The 17,436-nt window shown below is 63.0% G+C and carries 16 protein-coding genes and 1 tRNA gene; 11 read left to right on the top strand and 6 right to left on the bottom strand.

The genetic code is table 11. From position 1 onward, the window contains the following. Nucleotides 1–40: 40 nt before the first annotated feature. Entirely contained in the window at nucleotides 41–580 is a 540-nt protein-coding gene (gene infC / locus IVB18_RS49410) for a translation initiation factor IF-3 (protein ID WP_247991920.1), read from the bottom strand. Between the two features lie 251 nt (nucleotides 581–831). Between infC and IVB18_RS49405 the strand changes: the two genes are divergently transcribed. After that, nucleotides 832–1,632: an alpha/beta hydrolase gene (locus tag IVB18_RS49405; RefSeq protein ID WP_247987256.1), complete on the top strand. Its 801-nt coding sequence runs from the start codon at nucleotides 832–834 to the stop codon at nucleotides 1,630–1,632. A 65-nt stretch (nucleotides 1,633–1,697) separates the two neighbouring features. Here the strand turns inward: IVB18_RS49405 and IVB18_RS49400 are convergent, their stop codons facing one another. The 4 genes from IVB18_RS49400 to IVB18_RS49385 form a co-directional block, all read right to left on the bottom strand. Beyond that, a complete protein-coding gene (locus tag IVB18_RS49400; RefSeq protein WP_247987255.1) occupies nucleotides 1,698–2,495 on the bottom strand; it encodes an acyl-CoA thioesterase domain-containing protein in 798 nt (265 codons plus the stop codon). A gap of 66 nt (nucleotides 2,496–2,561) precedes the next feature. Next, on the bottom strand, nucleotides 2,562–3,893 hold the full coding sequence (locus tag IVB18_RS49395; protein WP_247987254.1) for an IS110 family transposase: 1,332 nt from the start codon (nucleotides 3,891–3,893) through the stop codon (nucleotides 2,562–2,564). 315 nt (nucleotides 3,894–4,208) lie between these two features. After that, the gene (gene queG, locus IVB18_RS49390; protein WP_247987253.1) at nucleotides 4,209–5,372 is read right to left on the bottom strand and encodes a tRNA epoxyqueuosine(34) reductase QueG; all 1,164 of its coding nucleotides are present in this window, start codon (nucleotides 5,370–5,372) and stop codon (nucleotides 4,209–4,211) included. A 97-nt stretch (nucleotides 5,373–5,469) separates the two neighbouring features. Further along, entirely contained in the window at nucleotides 5,470–6,162 is a 693-nt protein-coding gene (locus IVB18_RS49385; RefSeq protein WP_247987252.1) for a glutathione S-transferase family protein, read from the bottom strand. 170 nt (nucleotides 6,163–6,332) lie between these two features. Between IVB18_RS49385 and IVB18_RS49380 the strand changes: the two genes are divergently transcribed. The 3 genes from IVB18_RS49380 (at nucleotide 6,333) to IVB18_RS49370 (ending at nucleotide 9,313) form a co-directional block, all read left to right on the top strand. Next, nucleotides 6,333–7,139, top strand: a complete 807-nt coding sequence (locus IVB18_RS49380) for an undecaprenyl-diphosphate phosphatase (RefSeq protein ID WP_247987251.1) — start codon at nucleotides 6,333–6,335, stop codon at nucleotides 7,137–7,139. Between the two features lie 98 nt (nucleotides 7,140–7,237). Continuing rightward, nucleotides 7,238–8,569, top strand: coding sequence for an FAD-binding oxidoreductase (locus tag IVB18_RS49375; RefSeq protein WP_247987250.1), 1,332 nt, complete (start codon nucleotides 7,238–7,240; stop codon nucleotides 8,567–8,569). A 3-nt stretch (nucleotides 8,570–8,572) separates the two neighbouring features. Beyond that, entirely contained in the window at nucleotides 8,573–9,313 is a 741-nt protein-coding gene (locus tag IVB18_RS49370; protein ID WP_247987249.1) for an SDR family oxidoreductase, read from the top strand. Between the two features lie 133 nt (nucleotides 9,314–9,446). Here the strand turns inward: IVB18_RS49370 and IVB18_RS49365 are convergent, their stop codons facing one another. Then, the gene (locus tag IVB18_RS49365; protein ID WP_247987248.1) at nucleotides 9,447–10,412 is read right to left on the bottom strand and encodes a complex I NDUFA9 subunit family protein; all 966 of its coding nucleotides are present in this window, start codon (nucleotides 10,410–10,412) and stop codon (nucleotides 9,447–9,449) included. A 150-nt stretch (nucleotides 10,413–10,562) separates the two neighbouring features. On the opposite strand from IVB18_RS49365, the gene IVB18_RS49360 reads away from it, so the two are divergent. The 7 genes from IVB18_RS49360 to IVB18_RS49330 all read left to right on the top strand — a co-directional run bounded on the left by IVB18_RS49360 (nucleotide 10,563) and on the right by IVB18_RS49330 (nucleotide 17,380). Beyond that, a tRNA-Leu gene (locus IVB18_RS49360) sits at nucleotides 10,563–10,649 on the top strand. A gap of 933 nt (nucleotides 10,650–11,582) precedes the next feature. Continuing rightward, the gene (locus IVB18_RS49355) at nucleotides 11,583–12,269 is read left to right on the top strand and encodes a hypothetical protein (protein ID WP_247987247.1); all 687 of its coding nucleotides are present in this window, start codon (nucleotides 11,583–11,585) and stop codon (nucleotides 12,267–12,269) included. A 237-nt stretch (nucleotides 12,270–12,506) separates the two neighbouring features. Beyond that, nucleotides 12,507–13,463: a methyltransferase domain-containing protein gene (locus IVB18_RS49350; protein WP_247991919.1), complete on the top strand. Its 957-nt coding sequence runs from the start codon at nucleotides 12,507–12,509 to the stop codon at nucleotides 13,461–13,463. A 277-nt stretch (nucleotides 13,464–13,740) separates the two neighbouring features. Then, a complete protein-coding gene (locus IVB18_RS49345; protein WP_247987246.1) occupies nucleotides 13,741–15,066 on the top strand; it encodes a UbiA family prenyltransferase in 1,326 nt (441 codons plus the stop codon). A 114-nt stretch (nucleotides 15,067–15,180) separates the two neighbouring features. Further along, nucleotides 15,181–15,795 carry a ribonuclease D gene (locus IVB18_RS49340; RefSeq protein WP_247987245.1) on the top strand — a complete coding sequence of 205 codons (615 nt, stop codon included), beginning with the start codon at nucleotides 15,181–15,183 and terminating at the stop codon, nucleotides 15,793–15,795. Between the two features lie 170 nt (nucleotides 15,796–15,965). Continuing rightward, the gene (lptC, locus tag IVB18_RS49335; protein WP_247987244.1) at nucleotides 15,966–16,700 is read left to right on the top strand and encodes an LPS export ABC transporter periplasmic protein LptC; all 735 of its coding nucleotides are present in this window, start codon (nucleotides 15,966–15,968) and stop codon (nucleotides 16,698–16,700) included. A 5-nt stretch (nucleotides 16,701–16,705) separates the two neighbouring features. Then, complete coding sequence (locus tag IVB18_RS49330) at nucleotides 16,706–17,380, top strand: LptA/OstA family protein (protein WP_247987243.1); 675 nt, start codon at nucleotides 16,706–16,708, stop codon at nucleotides 17,378–17,380. Nucleotides 17,381–17,436 lie beyond the last annotated feature (56 nt).

Here is a 17,436-nt window from a genome sequence, read left to right as displayed (position 1 = left end):
CGGACGGGCCGTTGAATTCTCAGGCCTCAAACGGCCGGCGTCAGCGCGGTGCCAGCACCATCACGACCTGGCGGCCTTCGAACCTCGCGTCCTGCTCGACCTTGGCGAGTTCGGCGACGTCCGTCTTGATCTTGTCCAGAAGCTTGGTGCCGATCTCCTGGTGCGCCATCTCGCGACCACGGTAACGCAGCGTGATCTTGACCTTGTCGCCCTCTTCGAAGAACCGCAGCATCGCGCGCATCTTCACGTCGTAATCGTGATCGTCGATCATCGGCCGGAGCTTGATCTCCTTGATCTCGACGGTCTTCTGCCGCTTGCGGGCTTCGGCGGCTTTCTTCTGGGCGGAATACTTGTACTTCCCGTAGTCCATGATCTTGCAGACGGGAGGCGCGACGTTGGGCGAAATCTCGACCAGATCCATGCCGGCTTCCTGGGCCATGCGGATCGCGAGAACGGTCTCGACCGTTCCCTTGTTGTCGCCGGTCTGATCGATCAGCTGGATCTGCGCATTGCGGATATCGTCATTGATGCGCGGCCCGTCTTTGGCGGCAGGGGCCGGGGCTCTATTGGGACGGCGAATGGGTGGTTCTCCAAAGTTGTGAAGGAAGCAGCTATTTTGAAGGAAGAAGCGTTTGCCGGCAAGCAGGTCGCGTGTGTCGCGGTCGAAAAACCCTCAAATGCGAGGCTTTTTGGTCACGCCCATCGGCACGGTGCTCGACATAGACACCTTGTTCTCGTTCCGCAAGCGTTCCAAAACGTCAAGGTTGATACCCGGTTGCGCCGCCGGGCCGGCCCGGAGAGCTCAAACGGCACAGCCAGAGTAAATGTTCCATGACCAATGCGATTCCCGAAGCCGTGCTCGATTTCATCGAAATGGGTGAGGGTGCCTCAGTACGCAAGATCGCGGTGCGCAGCCGCACCGGAGCGGGGCCCGGCCTGTTCTGGCTCGGTGGCTTCAAGTCGGACATGCAGGGCACCAAGGCCGTAGCGCTGGATAATTGGGCCAGCGAGCGCGGCCGGGCCTCGGTCCGGTTCGACTATTCCGGCCACGGCGAATCCGGCGGCGATTTCGCCGACGGAACCATTGGGCGCTGGTTGGAGGAGAGCCTGACGGTGTTCGAGCGCTGCTGCGACGGCCCGCAGGTCGTGATCGGCTCCTCCATGGGCGGCTGGATGGCGCTGCTGCTCGCGCGCGAGCTGAGGAAGCGGCAAGAGAAGCAGCAAGCCAAGACGTCGCTGGCGGGCCTGGTGCTGATCGCGCCGGCGCCCGACTTCACTGAGGAGCTGATGTGGAAAAACTTTTCGCCCGAGGTGAAGCAGGAGATCGAGACCAAGGGCTTTTGGTTGAGGCCATCCGAATATGGCGACGGTTCGCCCTATCCGCTCACGCGGAAGCTGATCGAAGAGGGCCGCAACCATCTCGTGCTCGGCAGCGCCATCGATCTCGGCTGCCCCGTCCGCATCCTGCAAGGCGCGCAGGATCCCGATGTGCCGTGGCAGCACGCGTTTGCGCTGACGCATCGCCTGCCGGCCGACGACGTCGTGCTGACCATGATCCAGGACGGTGACCACCGCCTGTCACGCCCGCAGGACATCGCGCGCATTCTCGCCGCGGTGGCGGAGATCGGGTGAAACTGTTTCCAAGCCTGACGGTGTCATCATCCGCCTTGTGCGCCTGACTCTCTATGGCGTGAGCGTTACCGCTTCGACGGATTGGCCATCGGCTTTCGCTGCGCCAGTGCCGCCACCGTTGCGGTGCCGATCGGGCCTTGTTCGTCATAGAGCCAGCATTCGCCGATCGCGACGCCGTCGGTGGCGTGGTGATTCACCACCTCAAACCCGATCCAGTTCGTCGCCGGCAGCCGGTGCAGATAGATCGTCACGTCGCTGTTGATGTAGCCGAGCCCCCTGTCGCCGGCATTGGCAAACGGGCTGGCGAAATCGGCGCCGGTCGCGACATGGACGAACGGCGTCATCGGCACGCCCGCAACCAGCTCGCGCACTTCGCTCATCCAGAGCCGGCGCGGACCGAGCGAGCCCATATGGCCGACGATCGGCCGCGTCGTCCATTTGCCGTTCATGCCGAGCCGCGGATCGGTCGGCTTTGGAATGTCGGCCGGCTTCGGCGCGTCCCAGTTCGGCGGCGACCAGACGTTGCCGTCGGGATTCTGCGTCCGCCGCAGCAGCTGGCAGGAGGCGCGCGCCATGCTGACACCGCTGGAGAAAAACTCCGCCTCGACCACGCGGATGCGCATTCCATCGCGCACCAGCCGCGTCGTCACTTGAATCGGCTTGTCGATCGTCGGCAGCCGAAACATGTCGACGGTGAGCCGCGCCGGCACGAATTCGGGACCGGAATGGCGCTCCTCGATGGCGAAGCCGAGCAGGCCGATGATGACGCGTCCGTGCAGCGATTTCGGATCCCACGGGCCGTTGGCAGCTTCCGTCGGATGGAATGTATCGCCGTCGCGGGTGAAGAAAGGCGTGTTTGTCATGGCGCGCGACCTTGAAGGAACGCGCGCGGAAATCAAGGTCCCACAACCCTCTCCATGAACACGCTGTCAGACGACGGCGGCTGGATTGGGGACGATTTGCTGGCCGAGCTGGCGAGCCAGTCGGTGCAGAATGCGGTGCTTGGTTTCCAATACCCTCGCCTCGTATTGAGCCACACCTGTCTCGACGAAGTCGAGGCCTTTGACCATCACGCGCCAGAAGAGTGTGGCTAGTTTTCGCGCGAGGGCCTTGTTCGCCGCCAAGCCGCCGCGCCGTGCCGCCATGCGCCGGTAAAAGCCGCCGAGCGCGACGTATTTGCTGCGGGCCAAGGCACGGGCCATCACACAAAAGATCTGGCCGGCTCGGTTGCGGCGCCGTTTGACCGAAGCCTTGCGTTTGCCGCTTTGAGCGCTTCCGGGAGCAAGCCCCAACCACGAGGTGAAGTGCTTTTCAGTCCGCCACTTGGTCAGATCCGTGCCAACTTCACCGATGAGCTGCAAAACGCTGTACTCGCTATGGGCGGGCAGCGTCGTCAAATCCTTGGCGCCACAGATCTGTGCGAGGATCTCCCGCAGATCCGCGATATCCGGCGCATTGACGCCCGGCCGCGTGCGCGGTTTTCCTGTCTTTGTCGAAGCGGCCGGTGGCGGCACCTTCGCGTCCGGCATCTGGCGAAGGACGACCGCAATCTGGCGATCGCAGGCGGCGATGAGGCCTTGATAATGGTCCCAGCTTTGAACGGCCTGCGCGAGGGCGAACAAATGTTCTTCGGCCCAGTCGCCGCGCAGCGATTCGACGACGCGCTCAGCTTTGACGTTGCGGATTCGAATATCGCATAGACCCAACAGGACCTGCGGATCGCGTTCACCGGCGAGGATGGCGCGGATCACGGTCAGACCGCTCGCCCCGGTCAGAGAGCTGATGACTTCGTGCAGTTTGATATTCATCCGCTCCAGCGCTTTTTGCATGTGCTGGACATGTCCGGCGGCCGCCGCGATGTGGTCCCCGCGAAGGCGCAGATAGTCCTGCAGACGGCGGATATTGGCCGGGGGAACAAAGCCCGCCCGCAGCAAGCCATGCGCATGCAGCGTGGCGCCCCACTGGCAGTCTTTCATGTCGGTCTTGCGCCCCGGAAGATTGCGCGTTTGGCGGCCATCGACCATCACCACCTCCATGCCCGCAGCTTCCAGAACCCCATAGAGCGGCAACCAATAGACCCCGGTCGCTTCCATCGCGACTGAGCGCACCTGATGTTCGGCCAAATAGTCGCGCAGCGCATGCAGCTGCGAGGTCACCGTGCCGAACAGCGCGGGTGGCCCACCCGCGATCGACACATGCATTTTCTCACTGCCGACATCAACAAAGGCTGCACGCGGATCCAGCACCGCCAATTCACTCATTCAAGCCCTCATGTCCTTCTGCTGTCCATTCTGGTGCGAAGCCCCGCCAAGAGCCCAACCGCGCTTTGAGATTGCAAACCTCTCCAACGGGAAGCGCAATGCTCGCCAAAATGTGCAATCGCCAGCGATCGGAGCCAACCTCATGGCCGGGCAACCAAGTGCACCAGAGGATCATGCGGCCACACTGCTCCAGGCGGAACCCCGCAGCCACGATACCGTGTTCATGGTCCGTGTGCAGCGCCGGTTTCGGAGCTGGGGGCTCATGGTGAGGAGGCGCGAAGCGCCGTCTCGAACCATGAGGGTTGGGTCGAAGGGTTAGGAGGCGAGCTCCCACTCTTCGCGCACGCTTTCGTCGCGCTCGTCGGCAATCGCATTCGTCTTGATTGCTGTGAACGCTTCATCTGACAGCAACTGCGCCAGCGCCCACACCGCAGCACCCCGCACCAGCGGACTTGAATCATCGAGCAACCGCCGCGCCTCTTCCGCCAGCGCCGCATCGCCGGAGTTGCCGATCGCGATCAGCACGTTGCGCAGAAAGCGGTCGCGGCCAATGCGCTTGAGCGGGGACTTCGTGAACAGTGCGCGAAAGGCTGCATCGTCGAGACGCGCCAGTTCAACGAGCGTTGGCGCGCGCAACTCGTCACGTGCGGCGAGCTTTGCTTCACGGCCTTCCTGCGCGAACTTGTTCCAGGGACAGGCGGCGAGGCAATCGTCGCAGCCATAGATGCGGTTGCCGATGGCTTTGCGAAACTCCTGCGGGATCGGTCCCTTGTTCTCGATGGTGAGGTACGAGATGCAGCGCCGCGCATCGAGCTTGTAGGGCGCGGGGAACGCGGCGGTCGGGCAGATGTCGAGACACGCCTGGCAGGAGCCGCAATGATCGATCTCGGCGTCGTCGCGCGGCAGCTCGAGCGTGGTGTAGATCGCGCCGAGAAACAGCCAGGAGCCGAATTCGCGCGAGACGAGATTGGTGTGCTTGCCTTGCCAGCCCAGCCCCGCGGTCTGCGCCAGCGGCTTCTCCATCACCGCCGCGGTGTCGACGAACACCTTGACCTCGGACGGCACGGTCGCAACCAGCCAGCGCGCCAGCGCTTTCAGCCGCTTCTTGATGAGATCGTGATAGTCGTCGCCCTGCGCATAGACCGAGATCGCCGCGCGCGTGCGCTGTTGCAGGATCGCAAGCGGGTCCTGGCCGGGACCGTAATTGACGCCGAGCATGATCACGCTGCGCACGTCCTGCCACAGCCCGCGCGGATCGATGCGACGCTCCGGCTGTGCCGCAAGCCAGTTCATGTCGCCATGGCCGCCCGAGGCGATGAATTCGAGAAAATGTTTTCCGGCGTTTTCGATCGTGCCTGATGCGGTGATGCCGATGCAGTCGAAGCCGAGTGCGCGAGCTTGCGCCTCGAGCGCAGCGCGCAGCCGATCCATGTCTGTGCCGGACTTATTCAACGATGCATCCACATTTGACGTCGTCATGGCCGGGCTTGTCCCGGCCATCCACGTCCTCGCGTAGCATTCATGGAAAAAGTAAGAACGTGGATGCCCGGGACAAGACCGGACATGACGGCCTCAATCAGAAATCCAGGTCCACATAGGTCCGCGACGCCGGCACGCCGGCCAGCCATTCGCTCAGGAGCGGACGGAACGACGGGCGGGATTTCACCCGCGCGTACCATGCCTTTGCTGCGTCGTCCTCGCTCCATGGCACGTCGCCCAGATAGTCGATCGCCGAGAGATGCGCCGCGGCGGCGAGATCCGCGTAGGTGAGCCGGTCGCCGGCGAGGAAGTTACGCGTCTGCGCCAGCCAGCCGATATAGGCCAGATGATAGCGCACATTGGCTTTCGCCGCGCGCATCACGTCGGCCGAGGGTGCGCCGCCGCCGTTTTCCTCGCTCATGAAGCGCTTGTAGATGCGTTCGGTGACGAGAGGGTGCGAGACCTCCTCGAAGAACTTTTCGTTGAACCAGGCCATCAGCCGGCGCACTTCGACGCGCTCGCCGATCGTCTCCGGCATCAGTCGTTTGGCGGCCATCTCGGCGCCATAGGCCTCGTCGAGATATTCGGCGATGATCGCCGCACCCGGAATCGGCGGCTGCTCCTCGTCCACCAGGACCGGCGTGGTGCCTGCCGCATTGAGCAGCAGAAACGCCTCGCGCCGTTCCCAGCCGCGCTCTTCGACCAGGCGCAGCTCAAGCCCGTATTCGCCCACGATCAGACGAATGAAGCGCGAATGTGGACAGAACGGATGATGAAACAGCGTAAACATGAAGCCTTTGACTATTTGATGGTGCTTAACAATCCATCAATGTTTGTGCGGCGCCACACTAGTCCTTCAAAACCGCGAAGCAAGGGTGCGATGCCGCATTTTGCGATTGCGGCAAAGGGGCGAATAGGCGAGAAGAGCCCCGCTTTTTCCAGCGGAAATGGACCGTAAATATGTCAGATGCAATACGGGCAGTGATCCTCGGCATCATCGAGGGTGTGACCGAGTTCCTTCCCGTTTCCTCGACCGGCCACCTCCTGCTCGCGGAACGTTTCTTCGGCCTCGGCGAAGGCGCCTTCTGGGATTCGTTTACCGTTCTGATCCAGCTCGGCGCGATCCTTGCGATCGTCGTATTGTACTTCAAGAAATTGTGGGACGTTGCGATCGGCATGTTCACCGGCGACGTCTATGCGCGCCGCTTCGTGATCGGCGTGCTGGTGGCGTTCCTGCCCGCGGTCGCCGTCGGTCTCGTCGCCGGCAAATACATCAAGAGCATGTTGTTCAATCCGTGGGTGGTGTGCTTCTCGCTGATCGTCGGCGGCGCCATCCTGTTGTGGGTCGACCGGCTCAATCTCAAGGCGCGCGAATATGACGCCACCAGGTTTCCGCTGCTGATGTATCTCTATATCGGCATTGCGCAGTGCGTAGCGATGATCCCGGGCGTGTCACGCTCCGGTGCCAGCATCGTCGCCGCGATGTTCCTCGGTGCCGACAAGCGCGCGGCGGCGGAGTTTTCGTTCTTCCTCGCGATCCCCACCATGATCGGCGCGTTCGCCTACGACTTCTACAAGAACCGCTCCGAGATGACGATGGACCACATGGGCATCGTCGTGATCGGCTTCGTGGTATCGTTCATCACCGCGATCATCGTGGTGAAGACCTTCCTGGAATACGTCACCCGCCACGGCTTCGTGGTGTTCGCCTGGTGGCGGGTCATCGTCGGCACGCTCGGCCTGATCGCGCTGGCGCTGGGACGTTAACCTCCGAAAACTAGCTGACGCGCCTCAACGCAATATAAGCTTTTGATCGGTAGGCAGTTTCCAGAGCACGGCGGCGCGCCCTGCAAAGGAGCTGAACCATGACCCTCGTCAGCGGCTGGGGGCGCTTCCCGGTCGTCGATAGCGAACTCCTGCGACCGCGGTCGTTCGAGGCCGTGGGCGAAGCCGTCGCCGGGTGCGCCGGCGCTGTGGCGCGCGGCAATGGCCGTGCTTATGGCGACGCGGCAATCGGCGCCAGCCGGACCGTCGCGATGACCGGGTTCGATAGGGTCAGGTCGTTCGATCCGGCGACCGGCCGCATCCGTCTCGAAGCCGGCGTGCTGCTGTCGGACCTGATCGACACCTTCGGCCCGCGCGGCTTCCTGCCTTTCGTCGTTCCGGGCACGCGGTTCGTGTCGATCGGCGGCGCCATTGCCGCCGACGTGCACGGCAAGAATCATCATTGCGAGGGCGGCTTCGGCCGTTATGTCGAGAGCGTTTTGCTGCGCACCGGGCAAGGCGAGGTCATCGAGGCCTCGCGCGAGCAGAATTCGGATGCCTTCTTCGCGACCATCGGCGGCATGGGCCTCACCGGTGTCATTCTCGAAGCGACGATCCGGTTGCGGCCGGTCGAGACCGGCTGGATCCGCGAGCGGGTGATCTCCGCGTCCGATCTCGATGCCGCGATGCGTGCGCTCGATGCCGGCGATTCCGCGACCTATTCGGTGGCGTGGATCGATTGCGCGGCGGGCGGCAGCAATCTCGGCCGCGCGCTGATCTATCTCGGCGAGCACGCGAGTGCGGATGAGCTTGCCGACGGTGCCGATCGATTTCCCGTCGGCAAGGATCCCGGGCTCGCCGTGCCCGTCGATCTGCCGTCGATGACGCTGAACCGCTACAGCATCCGCGCCTTCAACGAGCTTTACTATCGCATGGGCGCGCGGCGTGCCGGCCGCAGCCATCTGGTCTCGCTTTATCCGTATTTCTTTCCGCTCGATAGCATCAGCGCCTGGAATCGCATCTACGGCCGGCGCGGCTTCCTCCAGCATCAATGCGTGATCCCGGAGCAGGGCGCGCGCGATGTGCTCGGCGAGATCCTCGACCGCGTTTCGAAGCGCGGCGATGCCTCCTTCCTCGCGGTGCTGAAGAAGCTCGGCCAGGGCGACGGCATTCTGTCGTTTCCATTGCCCGGCTACACGCTTGCGCTGGATTTCCCGCTGAAGGGCGACATCCTGAATTTCCTCGACGAGATCGATCGGCTGGTCGTCGCCGCCGGCGGGCGGCTCTATCTCGCCAAAGATGCACGCCAGTCGCGCGCGACGTTTGAGACCGGCTATCCTGCCCTGAAACGCTTCAGCGCGATCCGCAGATCGCTCGACCCCGCCGGAAACATCCGGTCAAAACTTTCACAGCGTTTGTTTGATGAGGTTTAAGCCATGACTTCGCGCAAGACGGTTTTGGTGCTGGGTGGCTCATCCGATATCGGCCGCGCCACCGCGCGCGCTTTTGCGAAAGCGGGATATGACGTTCAGTTCGCAGGGCGCGATGTCGCCGTGCTGGAGCCTGACGCCGCCGACCTGCGCGCCCGCTACAATGTCGAGTGCAGCATCTTCAAGTTCGACGTGCTCGACACCGCATCGTTCGACGGCTTGGTTGGCGGTCTTCCCGCATTGCCGGACGTCGTCATCTCCATCGTCGGATTGCTGGGCGCGCAGGAGAACGCGCAAAGCGATCTCGCCCACGCCACGACGATCATGCGCTCGAACTACGAAGGGCCGTCGCTGATCCTCGGCCTGTTCGCGGAAAAGTTTTTGGCGCGCGGCAACGGCACGCTCGTCGGCGTGTCATCCGTTGCGGGCGATCGCGGGCGCGCCTCGAACTATGTCTACGGGTCGGCCAAGGCCGGCTTCTCGGCCTTCCTGTCCGGCCTGCGCGCCCGCGCCAGCAGCAGTGGCGTTCACGTCGTCACCGTGAAACCCGGCTTCGTCCGCACCAAAATGACGGAAGGCATGAAACTGATCGGCCCGCTCACCGTCGAAGCGCCGGTGGTGGGCGATGCGATCCTTCAGGCCGTCGAGCGGAAGACGGATGTCGTCTACGTCAGCGGCAAATGGCGCCTCGTGATGTTGATCATCAAGACGCTGCCGGAGGCGATCTTCAAGAAGCTGAAGTTCTGACGTTGTTGCTGCGGGTGTCGCGGCTCGTCATGCCCGGCCTTGTGCCGGGCATCCACGTTCTTGGTGACCGCGTTAAGAAAAGACGTGGATGGCCGGGACAAGCCCGGCCATGACGACGTGGAGACGGAAGCCCTTACGCGCTCTTGCGCTGGAACTGCCCGGCGGCGCGAAAACGCCAGAGATATTGCGGGGCGATCGCCTCCAGCGGATCGGCGATGATGCCGAGGCCTTCCAGCGTCAGCCCAGCGGCCTTCGCCGCCTCCGAGACGACATTGTCGCGCTCGAGCAGCGTGACCTGGTCCGGGGTCAGCTTCATCGCGCCCGGTGCGAATTGCAGGAAGTTGGCCTTGAAGCGGGCGAGGGAGAACGGCAGCGGGATCAGCGCCCGTTTGCGGTCGGCGATGGCCAAAATGGCCTCGATGATCTCGCGCATGGTCAGCACATCCGGCCCGCCGAGCTCGTAGGTGGCGCCGGCCTTGGCCTTGCCGTCGACGGCGTCCGCGATCGCGGTCGCGACGTCGCCGACATAGACCGGCTGCATCTTTGTCTCCCCGCCGATCAGCGGCAGCACCGGCGACATCCGCGCCAGCGCGGCGAAGCGGTTGGTGAACTGGTCCTCGGGCCCGAACATCACCGACGGGCGGAAGATCGTGGCCGACGGCACCGCCGCGAGCACCGCCTGCTCGCCGGCCGCCTTGGCGCGGGCGTAGCGCGAGGGCGACTGCGCGTCGGCGCCGATCGCCGAGACATGCACCATCCGGGCACCGGCGGCCGCGGCCGCCTTGGCGACCGTCTCGGCGCCCTTGGTCTGGACGGCGTCGAAGCTCTGCGCGCCGCCCTCAGTGAGGATGCCGACCAGGTTGATCGCGACGTCCGAATCACGCATCGCCGCCTCGACCGAGGCGGGGTAGCGCAAATTGGCCTGCACGGTGTGGACCTGCCCGACCTTGCCCGAGGGCTGGAGGAAGCCGGCCAGTTCCGGCCGCCGCACCGCAACCCGGATCCGGTAATCGCGCTTGCACAGCGCGCGGACCACGTTGCGGCCCAAAAACCCCGATCCGCCGAAAACCGTGACGAGAGTTTCCAGATTCGATGCCATGGGGTCCAATCCTGCGGGAAGAGTGCGTCTCGTCAGGCTTGTATCGGGCCGGTTTGCGATGCGCAATCCGCAACCCCAAGCACGGCACAAGCATGAATTGACAAGCGCGTCACCGAACCTTAGTAACCGCCTCCGTGCCCCAACCGGCATGCCCAGGTGGTGGAATTGGTAGACGCGCTGGCTTCAGGTGCCAGTGGCTTAACGGCCGTGAAGGTTCGAGTCCTTTCCTGGGCACCATCTTTTCTCTCATCCCCGTATGAGACGGCGATTTCGCCGAATTCGCAGGCGATTGGCGCCGGTGTTCGGCTGCTCCTCCACCCGAATTAAGCCGCTTTTAGCGGATGCTCCCCTAGGCTCCGATCGTCCATTTCCCTGCTCCCGGCCTCCCCAGCCTTTGGGCCGGTCATGTTGCGGTCAGTAAAGCGTTTTCGAATGGAGCAGCCTGCCTGGAGCGCTCAGGCCGTCCGGTTCTCCCTCCGCATCGCAGAGCCCAGCGAAATAAAGACGCGTCAGGCGCTTGCTGCGGCCTATCCGGAAACCGTCTGGGAGGCGCTTCGCAATGATGCTCCCGCGCATCTGACCCACCGGCAGGCGCCGGCGCTAGCAGGCGAACTCTATCGCGTTTGGGTGGACGGCGAGAGCCGCGCCCGGAGTATTGCCATGGTGCACACGCCGAGCAGGAAGCCTATTGGGTGGGTGTGCTCGGAAGCGCCGCACGGCAGAGCATGTCTCTTCAGGCTGGCCTAAGGGTTCGCAGCCTACCTCGAAATAGGTAGGTGAGTTCTCCCTAAGAGGCATAGGAAAGCGTGCAGCCGAACGAATAACACTGCTGCGTAAGAGCAAGTGTTCGCCTGCGAGCTCACCATCACAAGCGAAAGTCGAGCGAATTTAGAAGCGGGGCTCTCAACCAGTTGCGGTGGCGGGCACACCAAACCGACAATCGAAGGCGGCGGCGATGATCATGCGACCAGCGACCTCATCAACGAGGTGCAGATCCCGGTAGCCGTGTCTGCGAAACGAAGCCGGCGGCGGGTTCGATGGCCACGTCGCTCACATACTCTCAATTGGATGATCCGGCTGGTGTGCGATGTCGCGGAATGCGGGGCAACATGCCATCGCGAGCCGCTGACCTATTTGATGGTCCAGCAAGATTTGCGACGGAGAAATACGATGAGCATCTTTCAGCAAATTGCGAAAGTCGCGACTATGGGAGCCTTCGCGGTCCTGCTTGCCGTCCCGATCGCAGCGGCGGAGCAAGGCGGACGATACTGGGTGCCGAAGACGACAAGCGCCGGCCCATACTGGAGACCGTCAGCCCCGTATTCCGAGCCAACAACAATGACGCCGGCTGCTCCATCCTCTGAATTGATGACGCATGCAGCCCCGCATGGGCGATGGCTAGTGAAAAACTCGACCAAACGGCTCGCTGCTAAACAGTCGCGGACGCGATCCTCTCTCGCTGCAATGGCCCGGATCGCCCCCGTTTCCAAAACGCACCGTTTGATCCTGCAGGTCAACACCCATGACCCGGCCGCGATGAATCTCGCGTTGAACAACGCGACGAACGTTACGGAACATTATAGGGAGCTCGGGGAGGAGGTGAAAATCGAGGTGATCACGTTCGGGCCTGGCCTGCATATGCTTCGCGACGACACGTCGCCCGTGAAAGCTCGAATTGAGCAGATGGCGCTGAGCACGCCGGAGGTATCGTTCAAGGCTTGCGGTAACACCCAGGAAAAAATGCACCAAGCCGAGCACAAGGACATACCGATTGTTTCTCAGGCGCAGGTAGTAAAGTCAGGCGTGGTGCGCGTGATGGAACTGCAGGAGACGGGTTGGACCTACGTAAAACCGTGACCAGCTACTTCCGGTCTACCCATGGTGAGCGGTCGCTCTCAGGATAGGCGCCTTCGCGCCGCAACTGGCCTACTTCCGCTTGTCCGCGGCCACGGACGTCGCTCTTCGCCAGCCTTCATTTGAATGATGACGAGACAGTTGAACTCAACCACTCTCCACCGAAAGGCGTGTATGAGGTCGGGAGAGATGAGCACTTGTCCAGCATGCGGCAATGCATCAACTGCCAAATTGTTCGAAGTGACCGCAGATCAGGCCTCTCGATCCTTCGTCAATCCGCGCCAGTATCCGGATCGCTCTCGAAAATTAACACGCCACCTGTCGCTTCTCTGGGGCCGCGACACATGCGATATCCGCAAATGCGCAGATTGCGGATTCGGTTTTGCAGATCCGTTCGTCGCGGGTGGCGCTGAGTTTTATAACCTGGCCGCGCCGCACCCTTCCTATCCAACCATGAAATGGGAGTATGCAAGGACAATCGAAGAGCTCGACGGCCTGAGCACTGCCGGAAAAACTGCGATCGATGTCGGGGCGGGGTTTGGGTATTTTCTCGATCACATCAAGGACAAATTCTTTCACGCGTCCGATGTTTACGCTGTCGACTACAACGAAACGGCGCAATTGGCATTGCAATCGAAAGGCTACAAGACCTTTTCGGTCGACTTTCGAGAGGATGGCTTCACCCCCATGAAAGAGGCCTTCGACATCATCTTCATGTTTCAGGTGTTCGAGCATATGGACCGAGTGGATGACGTCTTCGCTCGATTGGAATACCTTCTCAAGGCGCAAGGCTCTGTCTTCATCGCCGTGCCAAATGAGATCCGAACGCACTACATGGAGTGCCATGGATCGCTCATAGACATGCCACCGAACCACATTGGCCGCTGGACGAAGGAAGCGTTTGATGCCGTATGTCGGCGACACGGCCTGCAATTGAGCATTTGCGAGCGGGAACCATTCAACCTCGTGAAGTTCCTCAGGGAAGACATCGTGGACAGCTTTTTGCGCAGAGCAGAGAAACCGGGCAGCGTCAGTGAGTTCGTGCGCGGCCTGCCGCGAAGCAAAGCGCAGCGGATTGGGCAAGCTGTGATCGCACTTGCGCTTTCACCGTCACGCTTGCCGGCATGGGCCTGCGCGGCCAGGAACTCATCGACGTTGGGGAGTGCGCTCTGGGTGAAGATCGACAAAGGCTCGTGACGGGCTGCCACGAACAAGGCACCGCGCTTTTGGAGGGGTAGCGGCCCGACGCGACCAGTTTTATTACAAAGTTTTCAAGGGCTTCGCCGAGATCTGCACTTACCGCCATGCCGCGTGTCTCCGCCAGTATTTTGCATCAAGCGGGAGTTGGCTCGGTCCCATCCCGATTAAGTCCCCTTTAGCGAATGCTCCCCTAGGCTCCGATCGTCCATTTCCCTGCTCCCCGGCCTTCCCAGCCTTTGGGCCGGTCATGTTGCGGTCAGTAAAGCGTTTTCGAATGGAGCAGCCTGCCTGGCAGTACGATCGCGGCACGCCCGAGCCGTCGGCGATGCCGGCGGCTGCCCGGACGCTGCTCATCGATCTCGAAGGTGCGCTGCTGCGCTCCGAGCTGCTGATGGAAGCGCTGTTCAGCAGCCCCGGCCGCATGCTTGCCCGCTTCGGCGCGGGCGGACGCCCGGGCATGGCGGCGCTCACGGATATTTTGGCGCACGCCAAGATCGACTACGCCCATCTGCCCTATGATTCCGACGTCCTGAACCAGGCGCTGGCAGCGCGGGCGCGGGGTGAGAAGATCTATCTTGTCGCAGGCCGCTTCGCCCATCATGCCGCGGGCATTGCGGCGCATCTCGGCTTCGACGGCGTCGTTGCGCCGGCGGACCTCATCGCGGGCGGCAGCCTGGCGTTCGATCGTGCCTCGATCGAGCGCATCGAGAGCCGCGGCGGCAGACGCGCCAGCCTGACGACGTGGGCGAAGGCGCTGCGCGTCTATCAATACGCCAAGAACACGTTGGTGTTCGTGCCGGCGATCACGGCGCATCAGATGAATTTTGCGACGCTTGGCCATGCGCTGCTGGCGTTCCTGGCGTTCTCGGCCTGCGCGTCGGGCGCCTATCTGATGAACGATTTGCTTGATCTTGCAGCCGACCGTCAGCACCCGACCAAGCGCCATCGCGCGCTCGCGGCCGGCGACTTGCCGATCTCCTCGGCGCTGCTCGCGATCCCAGCGCTGTGGCTGTTCGCGGTCGCGGCCAGCCTCTGCATCTCCGCAATGTTCCTCGGCGTGCTCGCCGCCTATCTCGCCACCACCATCGCCTATTCGCTCGTGCTCAAGCGCAAGATGCTGGTCGACGTGGTGACGCTCGCCGGCCTCTATACGCTGCGCATCCTCGCCGGTGCCGTCGGCGTCGGCGTGGTGCTGTCGGAATGGCTGCTGATCTTCTCGCTGTTCGTGTTCACCTCGCTGGCGCTGATCAAGCGCTTCAGCGAGCTCAGCATGCGCGAGGATGCGGGGCTGTCCGATCCCTCCAACCGCGACTACAGGATCACCGACCTGCAAATCATCGCCGCGATGGCGGCCGCGAGCGCCATGAACGCGGTGACCGTGTTCTCGCTCTACGTGTCCTCATCCGCTGTGATGCCGCTGTACAGCCGTCCCTGGATGCTGTGGCTGCTCAACCCGCTGCTGCTGTACTGGTTCGGCCGGGCCCTGATGATGGCGCATCGCCGCGAGATGCCGGACGATCCCATCATCTACACCTTCCGCGATGGCGCCAGCCGCATCACCGTGGCGGCGATGATCTGCATCATGCTGGCGGCGATCTGACGGCCTTGAGGGCCTATCCGGCGCTTGCGCGGCCTGCCGCCAGTGGATACATCGCGGGCTATCCGATTAGCCTAATATGCCGACGCACCGATTCGATTGAGGTTTTGAAGCGCCATGACCGTACGCCTGCACCGCGGCGACCTGCCCGACCTGTCCCGCTACACCGGAGCGGTGGCGATCGACACCGAGACCATGGGGCTGAACCCGCAGCGCGACCGGCTCTGCGTGGTGCAGCTCTCGCCCGGCGACGGCAGCGCCGACGTGGTGCAGATCCCGAAGGGCCACACCGACGCGCCGAACCTGAAGGCGCTCTTGGCCAATCCCGCGATCACCAAGATCTTTCACTTTGCGCGGTTCGACGTTGCGGTGCTGTACCAGACCTTCGGCGTGATGACCGGGCCGATCTACTGCACCAAGATCGCCTCCCGCCTGACCCGCACCTATACCGACCGCCATGGCCTCAAGGACCTCGTGCGCGAGGTGCTCAATGTCGACCTCTCCAAGCAGCAGCAGTCGAGTGACTGGGGTTCCGACAGCCTGACCGAGCCGCAGCTCGCCTACGCTGCCTCCGACGTGCTGCACCTGCACGGCTTGCGCGAGCGGCTGGATGCCATGCTGGTGCGGGAGGGTCGCACGGCGCTGGCGAAAGCCTGTTTCGACTTCCTGCCGACCCGCGCCCTGCTCGACCTCCAGGGCTGGGGGGAAGAGGACATTTTCGCGCATTCCTGAAGCCTTCGGCAGCAGTTAGGCTAAGGCTGCCGCCCCGTTTCGGACACAGTCGTAACGGCCTGTCGCAGGCTGCTGCATATTTTGGCGGTGCCGGGTACAATGGGGCACCCTCGATCGGAGCCTTCATCTGGAAAGCTCGCGGCGCCTTTGGAGCAGCTCTTGGAGCAGCGGTGAACTCGGCCCAGTATCAAACCTATGACGCCGCGCTTGCGGCGCGGTTTGCCCGCGCGGCGCGTCACAGCCGCCTGGTACGGATTCTGCGCATCGCGGTGCCGGTGACGGTGGTTGTGGCCATGGCCTCGATCGTCGCCGTCTCGACCTTTCTCAACCCCTTCAGTATGATCCCTGTGAAGGTCGACTCCGGAAATTTGGTGGTAACAGGCACCAAGATCACGATGGAATCGCCGCACATGTCCGGTTTCACGCCGGATCAGAGGCCCTATGAACTTTGGGCCAAGACCGCGACGCAGGACATCACGGATCCCGACCATGTCGATCTCTCGGACTTGCGTGCGAAAGTTCTGATGGAAGACCAATCGACCCTGTTCCTCGATGCCCGCACCGGCAGGTTCGACAACAAGCAGCAGCAGCTCGACCTGCACAAGGACATCTTCCTGCGCACCTCGACCGGCTATGAGGCGCGGCTGAACTCGGCCTTCGTCGACATGGGCAAGGGCACCGTCAGCTCGGACGAGCATGTCGACGTCAAGCTGACCAACGGAACGCTGACGTCGGATCGGCTGCGAATCACGGAAGGCGGCGATCTCATCCGCTTCGAGGGCAATGTGGTGATGCATCTGGACAAGCTCGGCGACGACCCCGGTGCCGCGCCCGCCGAGCAGCCCGCGCCAGCGCCGCCCGCAAAGACGCGCGCGCCCCAGAACAAGTCTGCCAATTCAAGATGATTTTCATGACGAAGTTTTTCCCGCGCGGTGCATGCAAGGCTGGCGTGAGCGCCGGTGCGCTCGTCTTTGGCGCCGCGCTGCTCGCAGCCGGCGCAGTGCTCGCGCAGAGCACGATGCAGGGCGTGCCCAATGCGATGCAGGGCTTTTCGCAGAACCGCGATCAGCCGATCCAGATCGAGGCTGCGTCGCTCGAGATGCGCGACAAGAAGAAGGAGGCGACCTTCTCCGGCAATGTGAAGGTCGTGCAGGGCGACACCACCATGACCTCGAAGACACTGGTGGTGTTCTACGAATCCGGTGGCGACAAGCCGGCGACGCCGGGCCCGGGCGGCGCCTCCTCGATCAAGCGGCTGGAAGCGCGCGGCAATGTCGTGGTCACCCAGAAGGACCAGGTGGTGACCGGCGAGACCGCCGTCTTCGACCCCAAGACCAACCTCATCACCATGCTCGGCGGCTCGGGCCAGGTGGTCCTGACCCAGTGCCAGAACGTGCTGCGCGGCGACCGCCTCATGGTGGATATGACCACCGGCGTCTCGCGGGTGGAATCCGATGGCGGCAGGGGGGTGCAGGGCCTGTTCATCCAGTCCCAGGGCGGACAGAGCGGCAAATGCGGGACGCCCACGGCCCCTGGCGCCGCGGCTCCGCCTTTGCAACTGCCTGGCGCAAGTAAACAGAAGTAAATTCAATGGCTTGGGTCGGATGCTCCCGATCCGAGGTTGAAGCTTGCCCGGCGAGA

Origin of the sequence: Bradyrhizobium sp. 186 (genome assembly GCF_023101685.1) — a bacterium.
GTDB lineage: Bacteria > Pseudomonadota > Alphaproteobacteria > Rhizobiales > Xanthobacteraceae > Bradyrhizobium.
Note: the sequence above shows the minus strand (reverse complement) of the source record. Positions and strands in the feature narration are given on the sequence as shown.